The sequence below is a fragment of the Myxococcus sp. AB036A genome (genome assembly GCF_006547355.1).
In the GTDB taxonomy this organism is placed as follows: domain Bacteria; phylum Myxococcota; class Myxococcia; order Myxococcales; family Myxococcaceae; genus Myxococcus; species Myxococcus virescens.
In genome coordinates this window covers 1-25,845 of record NZ_VHLC01000118.1, presented here as the reverse complement: position 1 = coordinate 25,845, position 25,845 = coordinate 1, and the positions used below count along the sequence as shown (strand labels likewise).

Genomic DNA, 25,845 nt, shown 5'->3' with positions numbered 1-25,845 from the left:
GCCCCGCGCTTCGAGCGGCGCGGCATCGGACAACACTTCACCCCCGAGCCTCCCGAGTGGCGGCTCGCCCCCACCGCGCCCGAGGCCTCCGCCCTGGATGCCCGCTGGCGAGAGAGTGGAGAGCCCCTGACGCGGCTCGTCCCCGTCAGCCTCCCCGGCGTCAAGACACGCTTCGACGAACTGCTGGTGGACGCGGACCCGGAGCGGCTCCTCACCCGCGTGAAGGACTTCGCGACCACGCCCGAAGAAGCCCTGCCCGAGTTCGCGAAGGCCCACGGCCTGCCCGAAGAGCTGCTGCCCAAGCTGCGCGCATTGAAGACCGGGCCACCGCTGGAGGTGGACGCCAGCTACGTGCGGCCCTTCTATCGCTACGGCGGCGCGCGCCACCGCGGCAGCGTGCCGCCCGAGGCCCGCGCCTACTGCTACCTGGACCGGCGGCTCGTCCCCCGCGGTGACCACCGGCTGCGCGGCCCCTATGACCCGCACCTGGGCGCGGTGAAGCTGCTCTTCAACGTACGGGAGCTGCCCTTGTCGGCCGCGCTGCTGGAGGACGAAGGCTGCGTGCATGACCACCGCCACGCGCGCTTCGCCCCGCTCTACGTGCCGCAGCGCCTGCGCGACGAGGGCCTGGGCCTCACCCGGTCCGTGAAGACACGGGACGAACTGGGCCCGCTGGTGCCCAACCTCTCTCCCCGGGGCCTGGCGTGGGCCGAACGCCTGGGCGGCCCCCTGCCCGCCTTCCAGGCCCTGGTCCGCTTCCTCAACGGGCCGGAAGTCCAGGGCATCTGGGCGCCCGCCTTCGGTGCCTCCCGCGTCGTGCCCGTGCCCCTCGCGGAGGAGTGAGCGCTACAAGGCAGATGGCTCGGATGCCCGCTTGCTTTCCCCTGCGGCGAGCACGAGCAACCGCTAGTGTCCACCTTCGCTCCGTAGCGCACGACCCCAGGAGGAAGACACACACATGAAGATTCGAGCCCTGCTCACCGCCGCCGCACTGACCGCCGCCCTCCCCGCCCTGGCTCAGGAGGGCGCGGCCACGCCGCCGCCAGCGGACAAGAAGACGCCGCCCAAGGGCCAGACGGCCAAGGCCCAGGTGAAGGACTCCGAGGGCAAGGACGTGGGCGAAATCACCCTCGAGCAGACCAAGCAAGGCATCCTCATCAAGGGCAAGCTGAGCAACCTGCCGCCGGGCCAGCACGCCTTCCACATCCACGAGGTGGGCAAGTGCGAGGGGCCCGCCTTCACCACCGCGGGCGGCCACTTCAACCCCAGCAAGAAGGCCCACGGCCTGCTGGCGCCCAAGGGCAAGCACCACGGCGACCTGCCCAACCTCTACGTGGCCCAGGACGGCACGGTGCAGTTCGACATTTTTTCGCAGAACGGCCTCACCGTGAAGTCGCTGTTCGACAAGGACGGCTCCGCGATGGTGGTGCACGCCAAGGAGGACGACTACCACACCGACCCGACGGGCGACGCGGGCGGCCGCATCGCCTGCGGCGTGGTGGAGAAGACCTAGTCCACCCCACGCGGGAAGCAACCCGGCCTCTCCCTCGCACTGGGAGAGGCCGCTGTCACACGTAGCCGAAGCGCCGGCGGGCGAACCACTCCGCGCCCAGCAGCGCGATGAGCGCCACCAGGTAGTACCAGCGGTCCCACAGCGGCTGGTCCCTGGCGCGGCCCACCTCCACCACCGGCGGGTCCAGCAACGGCACATCCGGAAGGCCGTCCAGCGGCAGCGTGTAGGACTTGCCGCCCGTCTCCTTCGCAATCTGCGCCATCAACTCCGGCCGCACGGACGCGTCCGACAGCTCGGGCCCCACGGCGCGCACGGCCACCGCGTCCTCGCCCTTGCCCAGGTCCGTCTCGCCCTTCTTCGCGGAGGCCAGCAGCTTGTAGGGCCCGGGCGCGGGGGGCTCGAACTCCAGCCGCACCACGCCGTCCGTCCCCGTGGTGCCCGTCTGCACCGCCACCGGCTTCTGCGTGGCGACGGAGAAGAGCTCCACCCGCACCTGCGCGTCCTGCGCCGGCTGGTAGTCCGCCATCCGCGCCTGCACCACGACGCCCACGGGCCGGCCCGGCTCCACGGACGGCGGGTCCGCCGTCACCTTCAGCGTCGTCAGGTCCGGGTCCCTCACCAGCCACCGCAGCGCGTTGCCCCAGAAGCGGTCATACGCCCGGCTGGGCGAGCCGTGCTTGTGCGCCGCGAAGGCCCAGTACCAGGAGGCGTCCGTGGCCATCACCAGCGAGCGGCCCCGGCCGTAGTCCCACACGGCCACCAGCGGCGCATTCTTGCCGCCCACCGTCAGGTGCGGGTGGTCCAGCAGCACCGTGGCCCCCGGCCGCGCCTGCGTCAGGTTGGCGCCAGGGATGGGCGGCAGCTCCGCCCACGCGGCCTCCGTGCTGGCGGCGCCCATGCCAATGCCCGTCACCGGGTGGCGCAGGCCCTCGGGCGTCAGGCGCGGCTTGAAGGCGTCCAGGTTGGCGGGGCCCGCGGCCGCCACGGGCAGCGCCTCCATCAGCGTGGGCATGGTGGCGCGGCCTTCGCCCAGCACACTGTCACCGCCAATCATCACGAAGGCGCCACCGTTGTGGACGTAGCGCTCCAGGTTGCGCTCGTACTCGGCGATGGAGAGCGACGGGTCCGAGTGCCCGAAGTTCTGGAAGATGACGACGTCGAAGGTGTCCAGCTTCGTGTCGAAAATCTCCTCCATGGGGAACGGGATGAGGGACAGCTCGCGCTGGTCGTTCACCACGCCCGGGTCGTCCGACAGCGTGCGCAGGATGTAGAAGGACACCAGGTCCACGTTGGCGTCCTGGCGCAAGAGGCCACGCAGGTAGCGCTCGTCCCAGGAGGGCCGTCCCACCACCAGCAGCACGCGCACGCGGTCCCGAATCACCTTCAGCGTGAAGGAGCGCGTGTTGTTGTCCGCCACGGCCTCGCCTGGGAAGGTGGGCACCGTCACCGTGTAGACGAAGCGCCCCGTCTGGTCCGGGGTGAAGGTGAAGGCCACGGGCTTCACGTCGTCCGCGGACTCCATCCGCACCACCTTGCTGGCGACCGTCTTGCCTTCCTGACTCAGCACCACGGGGATGTCCTGCCCCGCGAAGCCGCGGCCGTGAATCTCCACCTCCACGGTGAGCGAGTTGCGCACGAAGGCGAAGTCATCCACCTTCAGCCCCTCCACGGCGACGTCCTTCAACGTCTCCTGCCCCACGGTGAAGGTGGAGACGGGGACGTTCAGGTCCGCCAGCGCCGCGCGCGCCCGGCCCACCACGCCCGCCTTGAGTTCGGTGTTGTCCGCGCCGTCGCTGAACAGCAGCACCCCGGACAGCTTGCGTGAGCCCTGCCCCGCCCCCGCCGCGGCGCGCACCGCCGAGAGCAGGTCCGTGGTGCCCGCGCGCGCGGGCGTCATCAGCGTCTCCGGCGTCGCCGGCGCCAGCTCCGGGTCGAAGCCGTACAGCTCCACCGTGAAGCGGTCCTGCAGCTCCGCCAGGCGCGGCGCGGCCCGTTCCAGGAACGCGGCCACTTCCTCGGAGCGCGAGCGTCCGCCCACCTCCGCGGGGAAGCTCATGGACGCGGAGCGGTCCACCAGCACCGCGACGCGGTTCTTCATGCGCGCCACCTGCAGGTGACGGATGCCGGGCTCCAACAGGAAGAAGAGCGCGGCCACGCCGGCGCCGACACGCAGGGCCCAGAGCAGGACCCGGCGCCCGCGCGAGGGCTCCCGGCGCACGCCCCAGGCGGCCAGCGCCACGCCCAGCACCAACCCCAGGGCGAGCAGGACCAGCGCCCACGGTGGCAATGGCGAGAGGGTGACGAGCTTCCAGGCGTTGAACGTGGGGGAATTCATCCAGGCTTTCGGCGGAGGGCCGGGGCTTCAGCGCCGCTTGTTGAGGATGAGCGGCAGGTGGACGGCATCGTCCTTGTAGTCCAGGCAGAGGGCATACATGCACACGTTGATGCCCAACCGCACCGCCAGCTCGCGCTGGGGCTCGCCACCCGGCGAGACGTCGAACTCGTAGTCACCCGACTCGTTGCGGCTCCACGCCCCGGCCAGGTCGTTCTGCGAGTACAGCACCGCGGCGCGCTTGCCCAGGTTGCAGCCCATCAACTGGGGCTTGTTGAGCACCCGCCCGGGCGCCGCGTCCAGCAGGAAGAAGGACTTGAACACCACGTGCTTCGACGGCACCTCGGCCAGCGGGCTCTGCGGCAGCACCCGCGCCATCTCCCGGCGGAAGGACGCATCGAAGCCGGCCCCGTCGCTGGCGTCGTTGGCGTCCGCGAGCATGAAGCCGCCGTACGTCAGGTAGCGGCGCAGGTTGGCCACCTCCGCATCCTCCAGCGGGGGAAACTCTCCCTCGCCGCCGAAGTAGAGGAACGGGTATTCGAAGAGGTCCGGTGAACTGAGCGGAAACGGGCGCGCGTCCGGCACGACTTCCACGGAGGTGCGGCGCTGGAGCTCCCAGGCGATGCGGCGCAGCCCGGACAGCCGTGTATCCCAGCGCCCCTTGTGACGGGCCACGGCGGGGATGAAGCGGTTCTTCTCACCGAAGGCATGCGCCCGCCGCGCCAGCAGTGGGGCGAGCGCGGCGGTGCCGAGCAGGAGGTTTCGACGGGTCAGACGCCGCGCGGACATAGGGCGTACCTATATACCGTCGACGGGTATGCGCATTCCCCGGTATAGAACGGCATCATGGCGAAAGGCGGACAGACGCCCCCGGCGCCCGGCTCGGCGGAGGCGCATGCCGCCTGGGCCCGGAAGGATGCGGGCGACGTGGCGGGGGCGCGACGCGACGCCGAGCGAATCCTCGCGGGCAGCCCGTCCGCCGAGGACCGCGCGGAGGCGGAGGAGTTGCTGCGGCGCACCACCACCCCGCGCGCCCTGTACGGCTTCGCCCTGCTCGCCGCCACCGTCTTCGTGCTCCTGCTCGTACTCGCAATCGTCCGATACGCGTAAGCTTCGGCGGACCGCATCAAGGAGAATCTGCCATGGAAGGCCTCCTTCAGGCCCTCGGGGCTTACCAGACGTTCAATCCCACCGGCTGGGTGGCCGTCTACCGGATGCTGCCCATGTGGGCCGGCATCGTGTGCTGTGTCGCTGGCGTGACGTTGCTCGTCGCCGGTGGGGGGAAGCTGTTCCGCGTGCTCGCGGGCCCCATCGGCGCGGTGCTGGGCCTGCTGTGGACGCCCGTGCTCGTCATGAAGCTGGGCCTGCCGGACGTGGCGAAGATGGCCACCATCGCCGCCGCGGTGCTGATGGCGCTGGGTTTCCTGCTCCCCACGGCCATCACCTTCCTGGGCGTGGGGGTGCCGCTGGGGCTGCTGGCCGGGCAGATCGCCGGGCAGCAGGACTTCCTGCTGGGCTTCGCGCCGGGCTTCATCATCGGCGGGCTGGTGGGCGCGATGCTGCAACGCCCGGTGGCCGTGCTGGTGGCCTCCGCGGTGGGTGCGTGGATGTTCGTCATCGGCGCGCTCGCGGCGCTCCACCAGGTGGGCGGCGTGGTGCAGGCGGTGGCCAGCAAGCCCTGGGGCGTCATCATCGCCGCGGGCCTCTTCGCCGTGGCCGGCGCGGTGTACCAGCTCGCCGTCCGGCCCTCTCCCGAGGAGGCGGACAAGCTTCGCGCGGAGCGTGAGCGGCTCAAGGTGCGGCAGGCGGAGCAACATGCGCTCGAAAAACGGTGGGGGGTCAAGTAGCCCCCAGAGACTGGTGACCGTGCTTTACGTCCCCCTGCCCGGGGCGTAGATTCCGCCGCCTTTCCCCCCGGAAGGATTGATGGGTCAGGCCAGGCGTCAGGAGAAGCAGCACGAGTCCCCCACGGAGTCCGCTCCCCGGCAGGAGCCTCCCGCGAGCACCGCGTGGGTGAAGCCGGCGGGACTGACTCGCAAGGGGTGGGCCGTGCTCGTCGGCCTCATCCTCGTCATCCAGTTCCCGCTCATCCACTACGCGCTGCTGCGCGGCCAGGCGGAGGTGACGGCGAAGCTGCCCTACACGCAGGACTTCTCCGACCCGGGCGTGGTGGAGCGCGACTTCTTCTCTGCCGGTGGCTACTGGCGCGTGCTGCAGGGCGAGCTGCTCGCCCCCGGCGTGAAGAACAACCCGCTGTGGCTGCAGGCCCCGCTGCCGGATGACGTCGCCGTGGAATTCGACGTTCGCTCGGAGCTGCCCGCCGGTGACATCCGGGTGGAGCTCTTCGGCAACGGCGTGGACCCGGCCTCCGGGTACGTGCTGGTGCAGGGCGGCTGGAACAACTCCATGTCCGTCATCGGCCGGCGCGACATGAACGCGCCCTCCCTGGACGCCCTCCGGCGCCGCGCCGCTCGCGGAGGCAAGGAGCACGTGGACCTGAAGGCCAGCGGCTTCTTCAAGGAGAACACCAAGGTCCGGGTGGAGCTGCGAGGCCAGCCGGTGCAGGCGGGCCGCACGTATCACTGGCGCATCGAGCGCCGGGGCTCGCTGCTGCGCTGGTTCGTCGACGGCGAGCTGATGCTGGAGCTGGACGACCCCTTCCCGCTCAAGGGCCCCGGGCAGGACCGGCTGGGCCTGTCCGGCTTCGAGTCCCAGATTTTCTACGACAACCTGCGGGTGGACACGCCGGACCGGCTCCCCTTCACGGCGGCGCCGCGCGCGCCCACGCCGCCCCCCGGGCCCTACGCGGACGACTTCAACCGCGACACGCTGGGTGACGCGTGGAACGCCACCAACCCCTCCGCGGTGAAGCTGGTGGACGGGGCGCTGGTGGTGGAGCTGATGCACAACCGGCCGGTGTGGCTGAAGCAGCCCATCCCCACCAACGCCACCATTGAATTCGACGCCTGGACGGACAACCCGGAGGGCGACATCAAGGTGGAGGTGTGGGGCGACGGGCGCTCGTTCTACGCGGGCGACCTGCGGCTGCAGTACACCGCCACCGGGTACGTCATCATCTTCGGTGGCTGGCGCAACACCCAGTCCGCCATCGCCCGGCAGAACGAGCACGCGAATGACCGGGCGGTGCGCGACGGCGCCGCGGTGGTGCCCGGCAAGCGCCACCACATCAAGATTACCCGCAACGGCGGCACCCTGGCGTGGGAGCTGGATGGCCAGCCCTACCTGACGCTCAAGGACCCCGTCCCGCTGGAGGGCCCACGCAATCAGTACTTCGGCTTCTCCGGTTGGAAGAACCGGGTTCACTTCGACAACTTGAAGATTCAGCCGCTCGCCCCCTAGCGGCGAAGGACAATCACACGTGCGCAGAGTAGGCATCTTCGGCTGGGGCGTGGTCGCCCCCCGGTCCAGGAACATCGAGGCGTTCGAGCGCAACCTCTCGTCGTCCGAAAGCTGGCTGTCCCCCTTCAACGGCTTCGGCCCCGACAACTTCCTCGTCGGCATGCCGGAGTTCGACCTGGCCGACTACAAGCCGTGGATTGACGCGCGCTTCCCGGGCAGCCGCTTCTCGCAGCTCGAGCGGAAGATGGGCCAGCCGACCCAGTTCGCCATTGGCGCGTTCATCCAGTCCCTGGCGCAGAACCCGGGCCTGGAGCAGGAGCTGCAGGCGCTGGGGCCCCGCGCGCACGTCTACGTGGGCACCGGCCTGGGCGACCTGCCCACCATCCGCTCCATCTCCCTGGACCTGTACCGCGCGCAGCGCCGGTGGGACCGCTTCTGGTCCGCGCCGGAGCGCAACGGCGCCCTGCGGAAGTGGCGTGAGACGCAGGAGCCGCTGCCCGGCCTTCCGCCGGAGCCGTCCACGGTAGACGAGGCCACGCGCGACGAGGCCGAGGACGCGTGGTGGCACTTCTGGGCGGGCCGCTCGCCGGAGCTGCGCGAGTACCTGGACGAGCTGCGCGAAATCGAAGCCATTGGCGTACCCGAGGATGGCGACGTGGAGTCCGCCAAGCTGGCCGTCATCAAGGAGAAGCGCACGCGCAACGCCCGGCTCCAGAAGAAGTGGATGTCGCCGGAGCCGCCGTGGAACGCCGTGTCCTCCAACGTGCTGTGGAACATCCACAACACGCCGGCCTCGCAGATTTCGATGATGGGCCGCATCACCGGCATGACGTTCGCCCCGGTGGCCGCGTGCTCGTCGTTCGGCTACGGCCTGCGGCTGGCCATCAACGCGATTCAACTGGGCCAGGCGAAGGCCGTCGTCATGGGCATGACGGACCCGCCGCCGATGCCGCTCACGGTGGGCGGCTTCTACAACGCCCGCGTCATCTCCGCGGACGCCGCCGTCTCCAAGCCCCTCACCGCGCTGCGCGGTACGCACATCGCGGGCGGCTCGGTGGTGTGGGTGCTGGGTGACTTGGAGCACTTCACGGCCAAGGGCTTCAAGCCGCTGGGCATGGAGCCCATCGCGGTGGGCGTCACCGCGGACGCCGACCACATCATCACCCCGTCCAAGGAAGGCCCCACGCTGGCCATCCGCGAGGCCCTGGCCGCGGCCGGCTGCGCCCCGGAGGACGTGGGGAGCTGGGACTTGCACGCCACCGCCACCCCGGGTGACTTCCTGGAGGTCCAGAACCTGCGCGACGTGCTGCCCGAGCAGGTGCTGATTACGGCGCGCAAGGGCACCTTCGGCCACGGCATGTCCGCTGGCGGCGGCTGGGAGCTGACGGCGCAGTACCTGGGCTACGGCCAGGGCAAGGTGTTCCCCACGCCGCTGAAGGAAGCGGAGCTCAACAAGCAGATTTCCCACGTGCACGGCCGCTTCGTCTTCGACGAAGCCGTCGAGGCGCCCGCGGGCTGCGCGGGCAAGCTGTCCATGGGCGTGGGCGGCATCAACGCCTGCGTCATCTCCCGCCCCTGGTCGAAGTAGGGGCGGGGTCCGCCGCGGGACTCAGGGGTGTGCGGCCAGCGCGTCCGCGTCGAAACGCGCGGCCGCCTCCGGATCACTGCGGCGGAGAATCTCCAGCTCGATTTCCAGGTCCCGGAAGTAGTTCTGCCGGGTGGGCAGGACGCCGCTGGCCTGGCTGTCGTGGACGGCCTGGGCGTAGTCCTCGTCCGTCTTGATTTCCTTGTCCACGTAACCGACGCCAATGGACTGGGTGACGCGGTCTCCGCGCATCACCCGCAGGGCCGTGCCACCGCCGGTGAGCACGATGCCCTGCACCAGGAAGCGAGACGCCGTGCCCGGGCCCAGGCTGCCGCCGCCGGAGTCCAGCCACTCCGTCTCCAGGACGTAGCGGCCCGGCATCTCCTTCCAGGAGTAGCCGTGGCCCCGGAGCACCTCCTGGACGTGGGGCCACAGCTGCGCCAGCTCCTGGCGGTAGACGTGGTTGGCCGCCTTGTCGCGCACGTAGTTCTTGCGCAGCGAGCTGGAACACCCCGCCAGCGTCAACAACGTGGCGACGACGAGACAGACTCCCGCGAGGCGGGTGGAGCGGTGCATGAGGGGGCTCCTGAAGGTGCGAGGAGAACGGCCGGGCGCCCGCCAGCATATCGCCAGTGCCCGGTCGGCTGCCTCGCCCCCTCCCCCGCCGTCAGGCCTTGGGACTGGCCACCAGGTCGAAGTCCGGGATGTGTTCACGCATGAAGTCACGCATCCGGTTGATGAGGGCCGCCTCGATTTGCCGGGCCCGCTCCCGGCTGACGCCGTACTTGTCGCCGATGTCCTGAAGCGTCAGGGGCTCGTCGGAGACGAGGCGGCTCTCGAAGATGAAGCGCTCCTTGCCCTCCAGCGTCCGGGCGAACTCGGCCAGCTTCTCCCGGAAGAGGGCCTTGAGTTGCTCGGCGCCCAGGCGCTCGTCCGCCGGCATCGTGTTGGACGGCAGGTAGCGGTCCGCCCGGGTGGTCCGCGAGTCGTCGTCATTGCCCAGGGGCGCGTCGATGGACATCTCGTCGTGCCCCAGCCGCTGGTCCATCTCCACCACGTCCTGCTCGGTGACGTTCAACCGCTCGGCGAGCAGCTTGGGGCTGGCCTCGAAGCCCTGGGCGACGAGCTTCTCCTGCTCCTGGCGCAGCTTGAAGAAGAGCTTCCGCTGGGCCTCGGTGGTCCCCAGCTTCACCATCTTCCAGTTATCCATGATGTAGCGGAGGATGTACGCGCGAATCCACCAGGCGGCGTAGCTGCTCAGCTTCACGCCGCGCTCGGGGTCGTACTTCTTCACCGCCTGCATCAACCCGATGTTTCCCTCCTGGACCAGGTCCAGCAGGGACAGCGGGTTGCGGTGGTACTCATGGGCCAGCTTGACGACCAGGCGCAGGTTGGACGCCACCAGCCGGTAGGCGGCGTTCACATCCCCGGATTCCTTGTAGTGCCGGGCCAGCTGGAGCTCTTCCTCCCGCGTCAGGAGCGGATGGCGCTGCACCTCGGCCATGTAGGCCTGAAGGGGGTCCCTGGGCGTGAGCCCCGTCTCCGCCGAGCGGATGAGTGCCCGGGGGGGCGCAACGGGGGTGTCCAGCTCCGCCTCCGGTTCGACCTCCGCCAGCTCCGCCGCGTCCGGCTCCAGTGAATCCGGGTCGGTTTGAGCCTCGACCTCCACCCCCTCCACCTCGGCGTCCACGACGTCGCCAGCCCCGGGCGAGGCCGGCCGCTTCACGCGGGGTCGGGGGGACGTACCTTTGGTTCTTTTCCTCCCATTCGCCATGGGGGCTCCATACAGCAAAGTGCCGCGATTGTTGCCACAGGGTAATGCAGGGGCTATGCCCATGCCTGATGAGCGACATCCAAGAGCCAAACGCGCCGGGGAGTCCGGCGCCTGACGAAGCCCCGACACGTCCCGCCGAGTACATCGCGGACATCGGCTTCGACGACATGAACCTGTCAGAGCCCATCCGCCTCGCCCTGGCGGAGCGCGGTTATACCAACCCCACCCCTGTCCAGGCCCGCGCCTTCCGGCCCGCCATGGAGGGAAAAGACCTCATCGTTCGCAGCAAGACGGGCACCGGCAAGACGGCCGCGTTCGGCCTGCCCCTGCTCGAGAAGATTCCCGCCGACGAGCGCCGCGTCCGAGCGCTCATCCTCTGCCCCACCCGCGAGCTGGCCCTCCAGGTGGCGGACGAGCTGAAGATGCTCGCCAAGCACAAGGGCCTGAAAATCGCGGCCATCTACGGCGGCGCCTCCATGAAGCAGCAGGAGGACGCGCTGGAGGAAGGCACCCCCATCATCGTCGGCACGCCGGGACGCGTGTTCGACCACATCAACCGCGGCAACCTGAAGCTCGACGCGTGTGACCACGCCGTCCTGGATGAAGCGGATGAGATGCTGAACCAGGGCTTCTACGAGGAAGTCACGCGCATCCTCGACCGCCTTCCCAAGACGCGCCAGGTGCTGCTCTTCAGCGCCACCGTCCCCACGGACATCCAGAACCTCATCGCGCGCTACACGACGAACGCGGAGACGCTGCTGCTGTCGGGCGACGTCTTCACGGTGGAGCACATCCACCACATCCGCTACGACGTGTCGGACGCCTTCCCCAAGCCGCGCAACCTCATCTACGTGCTGGAGAAGGAGGAGCCGCAGAACGCCATCATCTTCTGCAACACGCGGGATGACACGGCGCTGGTGACGGCGGTGCTCAACCGCAACGGCTTCGACGCGGAGCTGCTCAATGGCGACCTGCCGCAGAAGGAGCGCGAGCGGGTCATGGGCAAGGTGAAGCGCGGCGAGGTGGCCTTCATGGTCGCCACGGACATCGCGGCGCGCGGCATCGACATCTCCGGCCTGGAGTACGTCATCAACTACTCGCTGCCGGAGGACCCGGCGGTGTACCTGCACCGCGTGGGCCGCACCGGCCGCATCGGCAACAAGGGCACCGCCATCAACCTCTTCTCCGGGCGTGAGCTGGCCACGTACACCTCGCTGGAGAAGAAGTACGGCATCAAGTTCGACAAGCGCGAGATGCCGGCCCCGGAAGAGGCCATGCGCCTGTGGACGGAGCGCCACGTGCGCGAAATCCAGGAGGCCGCGGGCGGCTCCGTCTTCGAGGGCTTCCTGCCGCTGGCCGCGCAGCTCAAGCCCCGCGCGGACGCCGACGACCTCATCGCCTTCCTGCTGAAGTACTTCTTCAGCCACCTGCGCATGGAGAAGGCCGCCGCGGCGATGGCGGCGGAAGGGCGTGAGCCTCCGCAAGAGCGCAAGTTCGAGAGCCGCGAGGGCGGCCGGCGCGAGCGCGGCGAGCGGAAGGAGCGTGGCGAGCGCCGCGACCGTGAGCGCGACGACCGGCGCGAGAAGCGCGGCGAGTCCTCCGAGCGCGAGCGCGAGCGCCGGCCCCGCCGTGACGACGCGCGGCGCGAGCGCGGCGGTGAGAGTGGCCGCGGCGCGGCGGCGCTGGAGGCCGGTCCGGGCGAGGCGAAGCTGTGGGTGAACCTGGGGACCGCGGATGGCCTGGGGCCGGGCAGCATCGCCACGGCGCTGGAAGACGCGGGCGCCCCGGTGGGCAAGGTCGTGCGCGCCGAGCTGCGCCCCACCTTCGCCTATGTCTTCGTGGCGGAGGAGGACGCCGCCGCCTTCGAGACCATCAACGGCAAGCAGCACGGCACCAAGACGCTGCGCGTGGAGAAGAGCAAGCCGCGCACGGAGCGTGACGCCACGCCCCGCCCGCCCCCGTCCCCGGACGCGGGCCCCGGCGAGGCGAAGCTGTGGATCAACCTGGGCATGGACGACGGCATGGACGAGGCGAAGCTGCCCGCCGCGCTGGAGGCCGCGGGCGCTCCGGCCGGCAAGGTGCTGCGCACCCTGCTGCGCCCCACCTACGGCTACGCCTACGTGGCCGAGGAGGACGCGCCCGGCTTCGAGGCCGTCAACGGCAAGCCCCACGGCGAGAAGGCGCTGAAGGTGGAGCGTCACCGTCCGCGGGGCGCACGCCCGGAGCGCCGTCCCCGCACGGAGGCCCTGCCGGAGGTTCCCGGCCAGACGCGCCTGTGGGTGGGTCTGGGCAAGCAGGACGGGCTGGACGAGGCGGGCGTCGCCGCCGCGCTGGAGGCCGCGGGCGCTCCGGCCGGCAAGGTGCTGCGCACGGACCTGCGCCCCACCTACGCGTATGTCTTCGTCGCCGACGAGGACGTGGCGGCCTTCGAAGCCACGCACGGCAAGCCCCACGGCGAGCGCACGCTCAAGGTGGAGCAGGCCAAGCGGAAGTAGTCCCTCAGGTGCCGCCAGTCCCTGGACTGGCGGCCTTCCTGCGCCGCTCGCGGTGGTAATGGGCGGCGCACAGGCCCCGGGCGAGCACTGGCTTCTCACAGCCGGGCTCGCCGCAGCGGGCGGGCTCCGGCCGGACGGCCTGGATGTCCTCCGTTGCCCGCGTGGGCTCGTTGAACATCACCTCCGCCACCGACAGCAACCGGTCCACGTCCGCGCGAGCCAAGCCGCGCCCCCGGACGAAGGCCTCCAGCCGGTGGACGCCCGCGTCCTGCGTGTCCTCCAGCCGCAAGAGTTCCCACAGTGGGAGCTGGAGCGCGGCGGCCACCTGGAGCAGCGTCTCGTAGCTGGGGCTGCGCTCGCCTCGCTCCAGCAGGGACGCGAAGGACACGGAGATGCCGCAGCGGGCGGCGAAGTCCTCCTGGGTGAGTCCCCGCCGCTCCCGCAGTGTCCGGATGCGCCGGGCCAGTCCCTGGAGGTGTCCACTCACGGTGGAAGCGTCCGGCGGTTCGGGCGGCATGGCAGTTTCCTATGGTAGCGCACCCCTTCTGTTAAGGTCTCGCGCGCCGCCATCCAGGAGCTTGCCGACACATGAGCGCCGTCGAGGGTACCAACTACTACTTCCGCAAAGCCGCGCGGATCATGGACGTAGGCACCCCCATCGAAACGCTGCTCGCCACGCCCCTGCGCGAGGTGAAGGTCCAGGTCTCCATCGAGATGGACTCCGGAGAGATTCGCACCTTCCTCGGCTACCGGATTCAGCACGACAACAGCCGCGGCCCCATGAAGGGCGGCCTGCGCTACCACCCGATGCTGGACCAGGACGAGTGCGCGTCGCTCGCGTCGCTGATGACGTGGAAGACGGCCGTGGTGAATGTCCCCTATGGCGGCGCCAAGGGCGGCATCGCCTGCGACCCGTCCCAGCTGAGCATCAAGGAGCTGGAGCGCCTCACCCGGAAGTACGTGGACCAGGTGCAGGACGTCATCGGCCCCACGCGCGACATCCCCGCCCCCGACGTCAACACCAACCCCCAGGTGATGGCGTGGATCATGGACCAGTATTCGCGCTACCACGGCCACTCTCCCGCGGTGGTGACGGGCAAGCCGCTGGAGCTCTACGGCTCCAAGGGCCGCGAGGCCGCCACCGGCCGCGGGCTGCTCTATGTGGCGCGTGAAATCCTGCGCGACCTGGGCCTGCCGGTGAAGGGCACGCGCTTCGCGCTCCAAGGCTTCGGCAACGTGGGCGGCCACACCGCGCAGCTCCTCTGGGAGGACGGCGGCGTGGTGGTGGCCGTGGCGGACGCGCTGGGCGGCGTTCGCAACCCGCAGGGCCTGGACATCCCCTCCCTCTTCGAGCACGTGAAGCGCACCGGCACGGTGACGGGCTTCAGCGGGGGTGCTTCGTGCAGCAACGATGACGTGCTGGGCGCGGACTGCGAGGTCCTCATCCCCGCGGCGCTGGGCCACGTGCTCACCCGGGAGAATGCCCACGCGGTGCGCGCCAAGCTCATCATCGAAGGCGCCAACGGCCCCACCCAGCCGGAGGCCGACGAAATCTTCGAGAAGCGCGGCATCTTCGTGGTGCCGGACGTGCTCGCCAGCGCCGGCGGCGTGACGGTGAGCTACTTCGAGTGGGTGCAGAACCTCCAGCACCTGTCGTGGGAGGAGGACCGCGTCAACGCGGAGCTGGAGAAGTCCATGAAGGAGGCCTACGAGCGCGTGGCGCAGGTGGCGCGCTCCCGGAAGGTCTCCATGCGGACGGCCGCGTACATCCTGGCGATTGGCCGGGTGGGCAAGGCCACCGTGCTGCGCGGCATCTGACGCGGTCCGCCGTGTCACGCGCTGGACGTAGCGCGGCGCGGCAGGCAGCCGGCGGAGCACGCTCCTTCCTCGTGTCTCTTCCGCCCGGGGCGCGCTTCCGATAGAGGCGCGCACATGGTCACCCTTGAGGACATCCAGGCCGCGCGCGAGCGCCTTCGCTCGGCCATCCGCCCCACGCCGTGCCCGCAGTCGGACTACTACACGGAGCGGACGGAGTGCGCCGCGGTGTTCTTCAAGCTGGAGAACCTCCAGCGCACCGGGGCCTTCAAGGAGCGCGGCGCCCTCAACAAGCTGCTGACGCTGACCGAGGACGAGCGGCGCCGGGGCGTCATCGCCGCGTCCGCCGGAAACCACGCGCAGGGAGTGGCGTACCACGCGCGTCGGCTGGGCGTGGGTGCCACCATCGTCATGCCGGAGCGCACCCCGCTCATCAAGGTGTCGCGCACGCGGGATGACTACGGCGCGCGCGTGGTGCTCAAGGGCACCAACTACGACGAGGCCTACGCGGAGGCGCTGCGCATCCAGAAGGCGGAGGACCGCGTCTTCATCCACCCCTTCAATGACCCACACGTCATCGCCGGCCAGGGCACCATCGGCCTGGAGCTGCTGGAGCAGTGCCCCGACCTGGAGGTGGTGCTCGTCCCCATTGGCGGCGGCGGGCTCATCTCCGGCATCGCGTGCGCCCTGAAGGAGACGCGGCCCGACATCCGCGTGGTGGGCGTGCAGGCGGAGACCATCGCCAGCATGAAGGCGTCGGTGGAGGCGGGCGAGCGCGTGCTGCTGGCGGCCGCGGGCACCACCATCGCGGACGGCATCGCCGTCAAGCGCGTGGGCGACCTCACCTTCCCCATGGTGCAGAAGTACGTGGACGAGGTGGTGGCCGTGGACGAGGAGGAAATCGCCGCCGCCATCCTCACCCTCCTGGAGCAGGAGAAGAGCGTGGTGGAGGGCGCCGGCGCGGTGGGGCTGGCGGCGCTGCTCAGTGGTGACGTTCCCGCCGCGAGGGGCCGGCGCACCGCCATCATCTTGAGCGGTGGCAACATCGACATGAACGTCATCAGCCGCATCATCGAGCGCGGTCTGGTGAAGGCCGGCCGTCTGGTGCAGTTGGAGGTCCGGCTGCCGGACCGGCCCGGAATGCTGGCGAAGCTCACCACGCAGGTGGCCGACCTGCGCGCCAATGTCGTGGAGATCCACCACGAGCGCGCCTTCTCCAAGGCGGGCCTGGGCGAGGCCATGGTGGAGGTGACGCTGGAGACCACCGGGCCCGCGCAAATCGAGGAGCTGGAGCGCGCGCTCCACCGGCTGGGCTGGCAGGTGGCCCGCAAGTAACACCCCATGCGGGGGCAGGGCCTTGCGCCCGTGCGCCCGTGTCCGGCGATACTCAGGGCATGAGCCCCGCCGCCCTGCTCTCCGCCCTGCTACTGACCGCCGCCCCTTCTTCTCCCGGACAGAAGGCGAAGTCGCTCGCCGCCAGCCGCGCCTGGGAGGAGCTCTATCTGGCCTTCTCGGCCGGAGAGGCGTCGGACGTGCCCACCCCGCAGCGGAGCACCGTCGCCACGGCGCTCCAGAAGGGCTGCGAGGCGCTGAAGGACGAGGACCCGGTGATGGCGTACTCCCTGGGCGAGCGGGCCACCGTCTACGAGGAGTCCGCGGGCGCGCTGCGGTGCCTCGCCCGGGCCGCGCGGAAGACGGACCAGCGGGCCACCGCGGAAGCCGCCCTGCGCAAGGGGCTGGCCCAGTACCCCAAGGACGGCGCCTTCGGCCTGGAGCTGGGGCGGCTGCTGATGGAGGAACAGGACGCGGTGGGCGCCGTGGCGGCGCTGGAGAAGGTGCCGGCGAAGTCGAAGGAGGCCGCGGAAGCGAAGCGGCTGCTCGTGCAGGCCCGCGCCAAGACGACAGAGGAGACCGCCGCGCGGCGCGAGGCGGAGCGCCTGGAGCTGCGGATGAATGGCGCCACGAGCGGGCGGCCCACCGTCATGGTCGAAACCCAGCCCGCGGTGGCCGGCCAGGGCCGGGGCAACACGCGCTCGGCCAGCCTCAACTACGAGTCAGGCACCGGCGCGGACGGCATGCGGACGCGCTCCAACAGCCGCTTCGTCATCCGGTACTTCAACAACGATCGCGACTTCGGCCAACGCGCGGAGTACGAGGGCCGCATCGTCGCCGCACTGGATGAAGCCTACGACTTCACCCGCAGCATGCTGGGCGAGGTGCGCCACGCACCGGTGGACATCATCCTGTACACACTCGCGGAGTTCCAGACGCACTTCGGCGCGGCGCGGGCGCGAGCGGTCGCCGGGCTCTACTCCGACAACGCCATCCGCATCAACGACGCCGCGGAGCTCACGCCGCAGACCAAGGCCACGCTCGTCCACGAGTACGTACACGCCGCGCTGGATGAGTTCTGCGGCGGCTACGGGAACAACCTCCCCGTCTGGCTCAACGAGGGCCTGGCCGAGTACGTCGAGTGGCGCTACATGGGCGGCGAGGACCCCGACCGGTCGGTCCGGAACTACATGGCCCGGGCCGCCAAGGCGAACTCCCTGCCCAAGCTGGCGCAGATGGAGGGCTCGTCGCTCATCATGCAGAGAAACCCGGCGATCGCCTATGCCACCTCCGCCGTGGCGGTCCGCGAGCTGGTGAAGCGGGGCGGCACGGGCCGGTTCCTCACGATGGTCCGTGAGGTGGGACAGGGAAGACCCATCGACGAGGCCCTGTCGGACCACTACGGCAAGACGCGGGCGAGCCTCGACGAGGACGTCCGGGCCGCTCTCCAGTAGGGGAGGCTGCCAGCCGGGCCCGGGCCAATTGGTTTACCCGTTCCCGGGAGTCCCCTAGACTCGCAGCCCCCTCTATTTACGCTGCGACAGAAGCTCGGCTGTACGCTGTCCGCAGCAAGGTGACGGATGTCGGACACGCGCGCAGCGATGAGAGAATTCCGCTTTCTCGACGAGAAGCGGAAGCTGGGAAGCCTGTCTCCGGTGGAGGAGGCTCGCTGGAACGAGCTGCGCGCACAGCTGGGCGTGGATTACGCGCCAGCCGCGGACGCCGCCGCCTGGCAGCAGCAGGCCGCGCCCCAGGGCTACTACGCCGACGACGGCCAGTGGTACCCCTACCCCGCCGGCTACGAGCAGCAGCCCCAGGGCTACTACGCCGACGACGGCCAGTGGTACCCCTACCCCGCCGGCTACGAGCAGCAGCCCCAGGGCTACTACGCCGCCGATGGTCAGTGGTACCCCTACCCCGCCGGCTACGACCCGAACCAGGGGTACGATCCGAACGCGCAGGCTTACGCGCAGCAGGGCTACGACCCGAACGCGCAGGCGTATGACCCGAATGCGCAGGCCTACGCGCAGCAGGGTTACGACCCGAACGCTCAGGCGTATGACCCGAACGCTCAGGCCTACGCGCAGCAGGGCTACGACCCGAACGCGCAGGCTTACGCGCAGCAAGGCTACGACCCGAACGCGCAGGCGTATGACCCGAATGCGCAGGCTTACGCGCAGCAGGCGCATGACCCGAATGCGGGCTACGCCCAGGGCACTGCCGAAGCGTGGCAGGCGGATCCGCAGGCCTATGCCGCGGAGCCCGTGCAGCAGTCCTACCCCAGCGCTCCCGCACACCAGCCGGCTGTCGAGCCGGACAACCTCAGCCTTTCGGACGACATCGACATTCCCGCGCTGAGCGAGCCCGCGCCGTGGATGACGCCGGGCGCCGGTGGACAGGCTCAGAATGCACTGAGCGCTGAGCAGAAACCCGACATCGAGGCGATGTCCGCTGGCGAGGAACCGTCCGCGGCGGATGACCCGTCTGCGTCGTTCGCGGACGTCACCGCGGACCTCCAGCAGGATGCGCAGCCCGTGTCCGAGGAGGCGCAGCCGGAAGCCCTGAGCGTTGCGGAGGATGACTTCTCCGAAGTGGCGTCGGACACGCCGGCGGTGGCCGCCAGCGCCGAACCCGAGACCTCCCTGGAGGCGTCGTTCGCCGACCTGTCGATGGAGGTCGAGTCGGCACCGGAGGCGCCGGTGGCGCCCACGGACGATGCCCTGGCCTCGACGGAAGTGGAGGTCCCGTCCGCCGAGGTCGAGTTGCTGGACGGCACCGCCGACAGCGAGCCTGTCCTGGCCCACGAGCAGTCTCCCGCTCCCATCGATGAGGCGTGGGCCTCCGCGCCGCTCGCCGTCGAGACTGAGCGCGTGGACGTCGCCGATGCGGGCGACATCATCGACGTTGCCGCCATGGCGGAGCCGGAGGCGGCCTCGCAGGCTGCGGATTCCGAAATCGCGCTCGACGCCTCCGAAATGGTCGAAGCGTCGGCTGCGGACTCCGCGGATACGACGGATGCGTGGGACGCGGGTGCGACGACCGACGTGACGCCTGATGCCATTGCGACGGCCGACCACGGCGCGACGGATTTCATCGCGGGCGATACGTACGAGGCACAGCCCGCCGAGATTGCACTCGACACCGCGGATGAGGCTTCGGCCGAAGCCGAGCCCACCGAGATTGCGCTCGATGCAGCCGACGTGAGCGATGCGGCGGTTGAGCACGCCTCGGAGATGGCGTTCGACGCGTCTGCCGGGACCGAGACGGGCGCCGACAACTCGCCCGCTGAAATCGCGCTCGACGCTTCCGATGTCGCCGTGGCGGAGGCCTATCCCGAGACAGCCCTCACGGCGTCTGACGCCAGCGATGCCGCGACGGCGGAAGCCTACCCCGCGGCAGATTTCGCGACGGCGGAGGCCTATCCCGCGACGGAGTTCGCGACGGCGGAGGCCTACCCTGAGGCAGACTTCGCGACGGCCGACGTCAGCGATGCCGCGACGGCGGAGGCTTATCCCGAGGCGGCGCTGACTGCCTCCGAGGCAAGTGATACGACCGCAGCCGCTCCCGAGCTGGCGCTCTCGGCTTCGGATGTCATCGAAACGTCCGCTCCCAAGCCGGAGCTGGCGTCCGCGGATGCCAGCAGCGAGGTCGTCGCCGAGGCCTCCCCCTCTGACACCTACGGCAGCGCAGCAGCCTCGTTCGAGCCCCTCGCCGAGACTGCCTTCAGCGAGGGCGATGCAACCGCCGCTGGTGAACCGTACACCGAAGCGGTGCTCGACGCCGCAGAGGTCAGCGACCCGGCTGTGAGCGAGCACGTTTTCGCGACGTCCGAAGCGAGCGAGTCGGCCACTGCCGAGGCGTATCCGGAAGTGGCGCTCGACACCGCCGATGTCAGTGATGCGGCCACGATGGAGCTGGACTCGGTGGCGACCGCCGACGAAGCCACCTCCGACACGGCGCTCGCATCCAGCGCATGGGGCAGCACGGACGCGGCCGAGGAGTTCGCCACCACGGCGCATGCGGCCTCCGACGTCAGCGAATTGGCTGCCATCGAGACGGCCCACAGCACCTACGACCACTCGAGTGAGGCCCTCGCTGGGAAGGAGCTCGTCCTCGACGCGACCGAGATGAGCGAGCCCGAAATCGCGCTCGATGCGTCCGACGTCGCCGAATCGCCTTCTGCCCAGTCGCCCTCCGAAATCACGCTCGACGCCACAGACGTCGCTGAGCCCGCCCCGATTGAGCCGGCCGCGGAGATTTCCCTGGAGGCCTCCGACGTCGCCGAACCGCAGTCGGCTGAAATCGCCCTCGATGGCTCGGAGGTGAGCGAAGAGTCTCCCGCGCAGCAGGAAAGCGTCCCGACGCTGGAGCTCAACGCGGCCGAGGTGTCGTCCGACGAGCCCTCCCTCGATGTCATCGATGTCGAGTCCGCGCCCGGGCACGCCGCGGACGAGGCATCGTTCCAGGCCGCTGACGCCGGGAGCGAGCAGCCCACGCTCGAGGTTATCGAAGTCGGTACGGAGGCCACCGCTTCGGACGTGGACTTCTCGCCGGGGGCTACGCCCTTCGCGTCGTCGGATGTCCCATCGCTCGAACTCCGGCCGGTCCAGGTGGGTCCGGACCTCCACGCGGAAACGATCGAGGTGGTGGGAGATTCGGCGCATTCGTCCGCGCACACGCCTTCCGCCGAGGAGATGTTCGACCTGAGCGGGAACCCCGAAGAGGCCGTGCCTCTCGCGGCGGCGAACGAGTTCCTGGCCCACGGGCACTTCGCGCCGACCGATGAGCGCGGTGTGGCGATGGCGGAGGGTGACGCGGGCGCCATCGAGCTGCAGCCTGAATGGGCTTCCACTTCCGAGCAGCCCGCTGCGGAAGCGGCTCAGACGGAATGGGCCACTTCCGGTGAGCAGGCCGCTTCCAGCGATGCGTATGCAGGCTGGGAGGATCCTGTTTCGGAAACCGTCGAGCTCCAGGCGGAGTGGGCGGAGCCTGTCACCGCTTCCGAGTGGACGGCCTCCGAGCAAACGGCGCCTGCCACGAGCCAGGCGGCGTGGGCGGCCGCCGATGCAGGCATCGCTTCCGAGGCGGGCCAGGCCGAGTGGGCCGACTCCACCACCGAACTCCAGCCCGAATGGGTTGCGACCGAAGACGCGGCAGCCCCTGAAGCCCAACCTGAGTGGGCCACTTCCGCGGAGCAGGCGCCCACCGAGGCACAGGCGCAGTGGACCGAGACCGCCGCGCAAGCCGCCCTCGGCAGCGAGCAGACGGAATGGGCTGCGAACACGCCAGACACCACGCCCGAGGCGGCCCAGGCCGACTGGGCTTCGTCCTCCACCGAGGCCGCGCCCGTCGAAATCCAAGCGGAGTGGGCTGAGCCGATTGCCGAGGACGGCCAGGCCCAGTGGGCCACGGCTGAGGCGTCCCCGAGCGAGGGCTGGAACACGGCGTCGACTGAAGCAGCGCCCGTGGAAGTCCAGGCCGAGTGGGCCGAGTCTTCTGAGGCCGCGCCCACGGAGATTCAGGCCGATGGGTCAGCGCCTACGCCCGACGCAGCGCCCGTGGAAATCCAGGCCGAGTGGGCCGACCCCGCCCAGCAGGATGAAGCCGCCCTGACGGCTGCCCCCGCGGCGACGGAGGCCCAGGCCGAATGGGCTGCGTCAGAAACCGCTGACGCCACGACGGATGCCCAGGCAGGTTGGACGACGCCGGGCGCCGACACCGCTCCGTCGGAATGGACTGCCTCTTCGGAAAACGGATGGGCGACCGCCGAGGAAGTTCAGACCGAATGGACTGCGCCAGCGACCGAATCCGCCGCGCAGCCCGAGTGGGCTACGACGCCCGCGGCTGAAGCAGCGCAAACCGACTGGGCCGCTCCCGGTACCGAAAACGCCGGGCAGCCCGAGTGGGCCACACCTGCGACCGATGCCGCCGCACCGGCGTCGGAATGGGCTTCGCCCGCCACCGAGGAGGTCCAGGCCGAGTGGGCGACGCCTGCGGCCGAAGCCGCCGCATCGTCGGAGTGGGCTTCGCCTGCGGCGGAAGAGGTTCAGGGCGAGTGGGCTACGCCCGCGACCGAAGCCGCCGCATCGCCGGAGTGGGCTTCGCCCGCGACCGAGGAAGTCCAGACCGAATGGGCCACGCCTGCGGCTGAAGCCGCCGCATCGTCGGAGTGGGCTTCGCCTGCAACCGAGGGAGCCCAGGCCGAGTGGGCTACGCCCGCGACCGAAGCCGCGCAGGCCAGTTGGGCCGCAGCGCCCGTGGAAGCCGCGCAGCCGGCTGAGTGGGCTTCGCCTGCGGCTGAAGAGGTTCAAGGCGAGTGGGCCACTCCCGCTGCCGATGCCGCCGCCCCGTCGGAATGGGCTTCGCCTGCGACGGAAGTGGCGCAAGGCGAGTGGGCGAATCCCGCTGCCGAGGAAGTTCAGGCCCAGTGGGTAACGCCCGCGGAAGGCGCTGCGCCGTCGTCGGAGTGGGCTTCGCCCGCCACCGAGGAAGTTCAGGCCGAGTGGGCCACGCCCGAGGAAGGCGCTGCTCCAGCACCGGAATGGGCTTCGCCCGCCGCCGAGGAAGTTCAGGCCGAGTGGGCGACGCCCGCAGAAGGCGCTGCACCAGCACCGGAGTGGGCTTCGCCCGCGACGGAGGAAGTCCAGGCCGAGTGGGCGGCGCCTGCAACCGATGCCGCTGCACCGGCGTCGGAATGGGCATCGCCCGCCACCGAGGAAGTCCAGGCCGAGTGGGCCACACCTGCCACCGAAACCGCTGCCCAGCATGAGTGGGCCTCGCCTGCAACCGAAGCCGCCCAGCCCGCCTGGGCCGCCCCCACGGAAGGCGCGCAGGCCGAGTGGGCCGCTCCCGAGGCAGAAGAAGTCCAGGCCGAGTGGGCCGCCGCTCCGGCGGAGGGCGCTCAGCAGGAATGGGCAACGCCCACGGAAGCCCCCCACGCGGAGTGGTCCACGCCCGCCACCGAGGAAGTCCAGACCGAGTGGGCCGACCCCATCGAGGAAGCCGCTCCGGCCGCCGAATGGGCCTCAACGAGCGCGCCTGCCGCCTCGCAGTGGGACACGCCCGCGGACAACGCCCCCGCAGCCGCGGAATGGTCCGCGACCAGCCACGACACCAGCGCGACCTGGGACGCCCCCGCCGCCACCACCGAGTGGTCCTCGGAGCAGACGGCGAACTGGAACGAAGCGCCCGCTGAAGAGGTCTCCCTCGCGGACACGGCCACGCCTGCCTCCGCGGAGTGGAATGACGCCTCCGTGGACGTGGACCCCGTCATGGAGGAGGCCGAGCCCATCGAAGCGGCGTCCGCGTGGGAGGCCGGGCCCATCCTGGACAGCGCCCCTGTGACGTCGCAGTGGGCCGCCGCCAGCACGGACAGCCCCTTCGGCGCTCAGGCGCAGGACTTCACCGAGGCCGTGCCCATCGAGGAAGAAGAAGTCTCGATGGAGCTCGAGCAGGAGGTCTCCGAAATCGACGTCGAGGAAGAAGTCGTGGTGCCGCCGCCCGCCCCCATGGCCGCCATCCCCGTCGTCGCGTCGGCGCCCGCGCACTTCGCTCAGGCGGCCTCACTGGCCACCGCCGCGCAGCCGCAGCGCACCGCCGTCGTCATGCCGGCCGCGCCCGCCAACCACGTCGCCGCGGAGCGTGAGCCGCTCTTCGATGACACCGCCATCGTCGGAGGCACGGCCCTCACCTCCTTCGTGGAAGGCGAGCACCGCGTCATCATCCACACCGTCGAAGGCCAGGTGAAGCGCGGCACCATCCGCGACGCGGACCTGCTCGACGAGGTCATCTCCCTCGAGCAGCAGAGCGGCTTCGCCGCCGAGCAGATTCCGGGCAAGCGCGTGAAGGCCATCTTCTTCATGCTCGCCGCCGGTGCGCGTCAGCCGCAGGTGGAGGGACAGAAGATTCGGGTCACCTTCAACGACGGACGTCAGGTCGCGGGCTTCTCCCAGGACTTCCACGGCAGCACGCCGGGCTTCTTCGTCATCCCCGCCGACCAGCGCACCAACACCGCGCGCATCTTCATCTACCGCTCCAGCGTGCAGGCGGTGGCCGAGGGCTGAGCGGGCGCGTCCCCGAAGGACGGGCGGGGCCACCGTGCCCCGCAAATGAAAGAGGGGCCCCCACCACCGTGGGAGGCCCCTCCGTCATTTCAGAAGAAGCGAAGGCTTACTTCTTGTCCGTCGCGGCGGCGTCGGCCTGCTTCACCAGCGACAGCTCCAGGTTCACGGTGACTTCCTCACCCACCGCGACGCCGCCCGCCTCCAGCGCCTGGTTGTAGGCCAGGCCGAAGTCCTTGCGGTTCAGCTTGGTGGTCGCCGTCACGCCCGTGCGGGTGTTGCCCCAGGGGTCCTTGGACTCCTTCGACGGGCCCGTGACGTCCAGGACGACCGGCTTGGTGACGCCGTGCATGGTCAGGTCGCCGGTGACCTTCAGCTTGCCCTGGCCCGCCTTCTGGACCTTGGTGGACTTGAAGGTGATCTCCGGGAACTTGGCCGTGTCGAAGAAGTCAGGGGCCCGCAGGTGCTCGTCGCGCTTGGCGTTGCCGGTGTTGACGGTGGACGCGTCCAGAACGGCCTCGACCTTGGACTTGGTGATGTCCTTGTCATCCAGGTTCACCGTGCCGCTCTTCACGTTGAACGAGCCGGTGACGTTCGACACCATCATGTGACGGACGGAAAAGCCGGCGCTGGAGTGCGAGTCATCCACCTTCCAGGTGGAGGCCAGCGCGATGGACGGGAGGGCGAAAAACAGGGCAACGGCGCTCTTCATGGACGTCTTCATAGAAAGTGTGCTCCTGGGAGATACAGCGAAGTCAGGCGCGCAGCGCGAAGCTGCGCATGGACAAGGTTCCGTGATGGAAGCCCTCGAATACGGGGGTGAGACGGTCCTCGGGGAGGGCAGCTCCGAGGACGAAATAGAGCGGCATCAAATGTTCGGCCCTTGGATGCGCGAGCCGCGCGTTCGGTGCATCCAACCATGACTGAAGGCCAGTGAAGTCTCGCGCCTCCAGCTTCTGCGCAATCCACGCATCGAAGGCCGCGGCCCACGGCTCGACGGACGCCGCCTTCTCCTGGAAATTCAGCCGGCGTAAGTTGTGGACGATGCCGCCGCTGCCCATCAACAGCACGCCCTGCGCGCGCAGCGGCCGAAGGAATTCGCCCATCCGCGCGATGTCCGCGGGGCTCGCGCCCAGCGGCATGGAGACCTGGACGACGGGGAGCTTCGCCTCCGGGAAGGCATGCAGCAGCGGCACCCACGCGCCGTGGTCCCAGCCGCGCTCCGCGTCAGCCACGGTGGGCAACCCGCCCGCCTTCAGCCGGGCGACCACGTCTTGGGCCAGGGACGGCGCACCCGGCGCGCCGTAGCGCAGTCGGTAGAGCGGCTCGGGAAAGCCATAGAAGTCATGGATGAGGGACGGCTGCGCGCTGGCGGTGACGCGAATCTCGCCGGGCGTCTCCCAATGGGCGGACACCACCACCAGGGCCCGCGCCTGGGCCTCGCCGCCGAAGCGACGCAGTGCCTGCGGGTAGGCATCCGCGTCCAGGGCCACCATCGGTGAGCCGTGAGAGATGAACGCCGCGGGGGCCACGGCCTGGCCGCCGCGGCGTTCATTTCTCACGGCTCACCGATGGTGGC

General features: G+C 70.1%; 17 protein-coding genes and 1 pseudogene. 11 read left to right on the top strand and 7 right to left on the bottom strand.

Translation table 11 applies throughout. The features are described 5' to 3' along the window. Both FL344_RS32930 and FL344_RS32925 read left to right on the top strand, forming a co-directional pair. Nucleotides 1–843: pseudogene (locus tag FL344_RS32930) on the top strand (SAM-dependent DNA methyltransferase); the annotation flags it as partial. Nucleotides 844–958: 115 nt separating this feature from the next. Then, nucleotides 959–1,513 (top strand): superoxide dismutase family protein, encoded by a 555-nt coding sequence (locus FL344_RS32925; protein WP_141621313.1) that lies wholly within the window; start codon nucleotides 959–961, stop codon nucleotides 1,511–1,513. Nucleotides 1,514–1,568: 55 nt separating this feature from the next. Here the strand turns inward: FL344_RS32925 and FL344_RS32920 are convergent, their stop codons facing one another. Both FL344_RS32920 and FL344_RS32915 read right to left on the bottom strand, forming a co-directional pair. Next, nucleotides 1,569–3,848, bottom strand: a complete 2,280-nt coding sequence (locus tag FL344_RS32920) for a glutamine amidotransferase (RefSeq protein WP_141591480.1) — start codon at nucleotides 3,846–3,848, stop codon at nucleotides 1,569–1,571. A 27-nt stretch (nucleotides 3,849–3,875) separates the two neighbouring features. Further along, complete coding sequence (locus FL344_RS32915; protein ID WP_141591482.1) at nucleotides 3,876–4,634, bottom strand: DUF4159 domain-containing protein; 759 nt, start codon at nucleotides 4,632–4,634, stop codon at nucleotides 3,876–3,878. A 57-nt stretch (nucleotides 4,635–4,691) separates the two neighbouring features. On the opposite strand from FL344_RS32915, the gene FL344_RS32910 reads away from it, so the two are divergent. From FL344_RS32910 to FL344_RS32895, 4 genes are all read left to right on the top strand, one after another. After that, nucleotides 4,692–4,955, top strand: coding sequence for a molecular chaperone DnaJ (locus FL344_RS32910; RefSeq protein WP_141621312.1), 264 nt, complete (start codon nucleotides 4,692–4,694; stop codon nucleotides 4,953–4,955). A 32-nt stretch (nucleotides 4,956–4,987) separates the two neighbouring features. Beyond that, the gene (locus FL344_RS32905; RefSeq protein ID WP_090490408.1) at nucleotides 4,988–5,692 is read left to right on the top strand and encodes a hypothetical protein; all 705 of its coding nucleotides are present in this window, start codon (nucleotides 4,988–4,990) and stop codon (nucleotides 5,690–5,692) included. Nucleotides 5,693–5,771: 79 nt separating this feature from the next. Then, nucleotides 5,772–7,205, top strand: a complete 1,434-nt coding sequence (locus tag FL344_RS32900) for a hypothetical protein (protein WP_141621311.1) — start codon at nucleotides 5,772–5,774, stop codon at nucleotides 7,203–7,205. 19 nt (nucleotides 7,206–7,224) lie between these two features. Then, entirely contained in the window at nucleotides 7,225–8,793 is a 1,569-nt protein-coding gene (locus FL344_RS32895; protein WP_141591486.1) for a beta-ketoacyl synthase N-terminal-like domain-containing protein, read from the top strand. A 21-nt stretch (nucleotides 8,794–8,814) separates the two neighbouring features. On the opposite strand, the gene FL344_RS32890 is transcribed toward FL344_RS32895, so the two are convergent. Together FL344_RS32890 and FL344_RS32885 are read right to left on the bottom strand one after the other, a co-directional pair. Continuing rightward, a complete protein-coding gene (locus tag FL344_RS32890; protein ID WP_141621310.1) occupies nucleotides 8,815–9,366 on the bottom strand; it encodes a hypothetical protein in 552 nt (183 codons plus the stop codon). Nucleotides 9,367–9,457: 91 nt separating this feature from the next. Beyond that, entirely contained in the window at nucleotides 9,458–10,564 is a 1,107-nt protein-coding gene (locus tag FL344_RS32885; RefSeq protein ID WP_141621309.1) for an RNA polymerase sigma factor RpoD/SigA, read from the bottom strand. Nucleotides 10,565–10,632: 68 nt separating this feature from the next. Here FL344_RS32885 and FL344_RS32880 point away from each other — a divergent pair, with 68 nt between their 5' ends. Further along, entirely contained in the window at nucleotides 10,633–13,059 is a 2,427-nt protein-coding gene (locus tag FL344_RS32880) for a DEAD/DEAH box helicase (RefSeq protein ID WP_141621308.1), read from the top strand. Between the two features lie 4 nt (nucleotides 13,060–13,063). On the opposite strand, the gene FL344_RS32875 is transcribed toward FL344_RS32880, so the two are convergent. Next, a complete protein-coding gene (locus FL344_RS32875) occupies nucleotides 13,064–13,576 on the bottom strand; it encodes a helix-turn-helix domain-containing protein (protein ID WP_141591490.1) in 513 nt (170 codons plus the stop codon). Nucleotides 13,577–13,647: 71 nt separating this feature from the next. Here FL344_RS32875 and FL344_RS32870 point away from each other — a divergent pair, with 71 nt between their 5' ends. The 4 genes from FL344_RS32870 (at nucleotide 13,648) to FL344_RS32855 (ending at nucleotide 24,269) form a co-directional block, all read left to right on the top strand. After that, nucleotides 13,648–14,877 carry a Glu/Leu/Phe/Val dehydrogenase gene (locus FL344_RS32870; protein ID WP_011555824.1) on the top strand — a complete coding sequence of 410 codons (1,230 nt, stop codon included), beginning with the start codon at nucleotides 13,648–13,650 and terminating at the stop codon, nucleotides 14,875–14,877. Nucleotides 14,878–14,991: 114 nt separating this feature from the next. Beyond that, the gene (gene ilvA / locus FL344_RS32865) at nucleotides 14,992–16,209 is read left to right on the top strand and encodes a threonine ammonia-lyase (RefSeq protein WP_141621307.1); all 1,218 of its coding nucleotides are present in this window, start codon (nucleotides 14,992–14,994) and stop codon (nucleotides 16,207–16,209) included. A 59-nt stretch (nucleotides 16,210–16,268) separates the two neighbouring features. After that, the gene (locus FL344_RS32860; RefSeq protein ID WP_194863340.1) at nucleotides 16,269–17,660 is read left to right on the top strand and encodes a peptidase MA family metallohydrolase; all 1,392 of its coding nucleotides are present in this window, start codon (nucleotides 16,269–16,271) and stop codon (nucleotides 17,658–17,660) included. A gap of 147 nt (nucleotides 17,661–17,807) precedes the next feature. Further along, the gene (locus FL344_RS32855; protein ID WP_228565549.1) at nucleotides 17,808–24,269 is read left to right on the top strand and encodes a hypothetical protein; all 6,462 of its coding nucleotides are present in this window, start codon (nucleotides 17,808–17,810) and stop codon (nucleotides 24,267–24,269) included. 106 nt (nucleotides 24,270–24,375) lie between these two features. Here FL344_RS32855 and FL344_RS32850 read toward each other — a convergent pair whose 3' ends face one another. Next, nucleotides 24,376–24,990 (bottom strand): YceI family protein, encoded by a 615-nt coding sequence (locus tag FL344_RS32850; protein WP_140866244.1) that lies wholly within the window; start codon nucleotides 24,988–24,990, stop codon nucleotides 24,376–24,378. Nucleotides 24,991–25,021: 31 nt separating this feature from the next. Further along, a complete protein-coding gene (locus tag FL344_RS32845; RefSeq protein ID WP_228565548.1) occupies nucleotides 25,022–25,828 on the bottom strand; it encodes a dioxygenase in 807 nt (268 codons plus the stop codon). Nucleotides 25,829–25,845 lie beyond the last annotated feature (17 nt).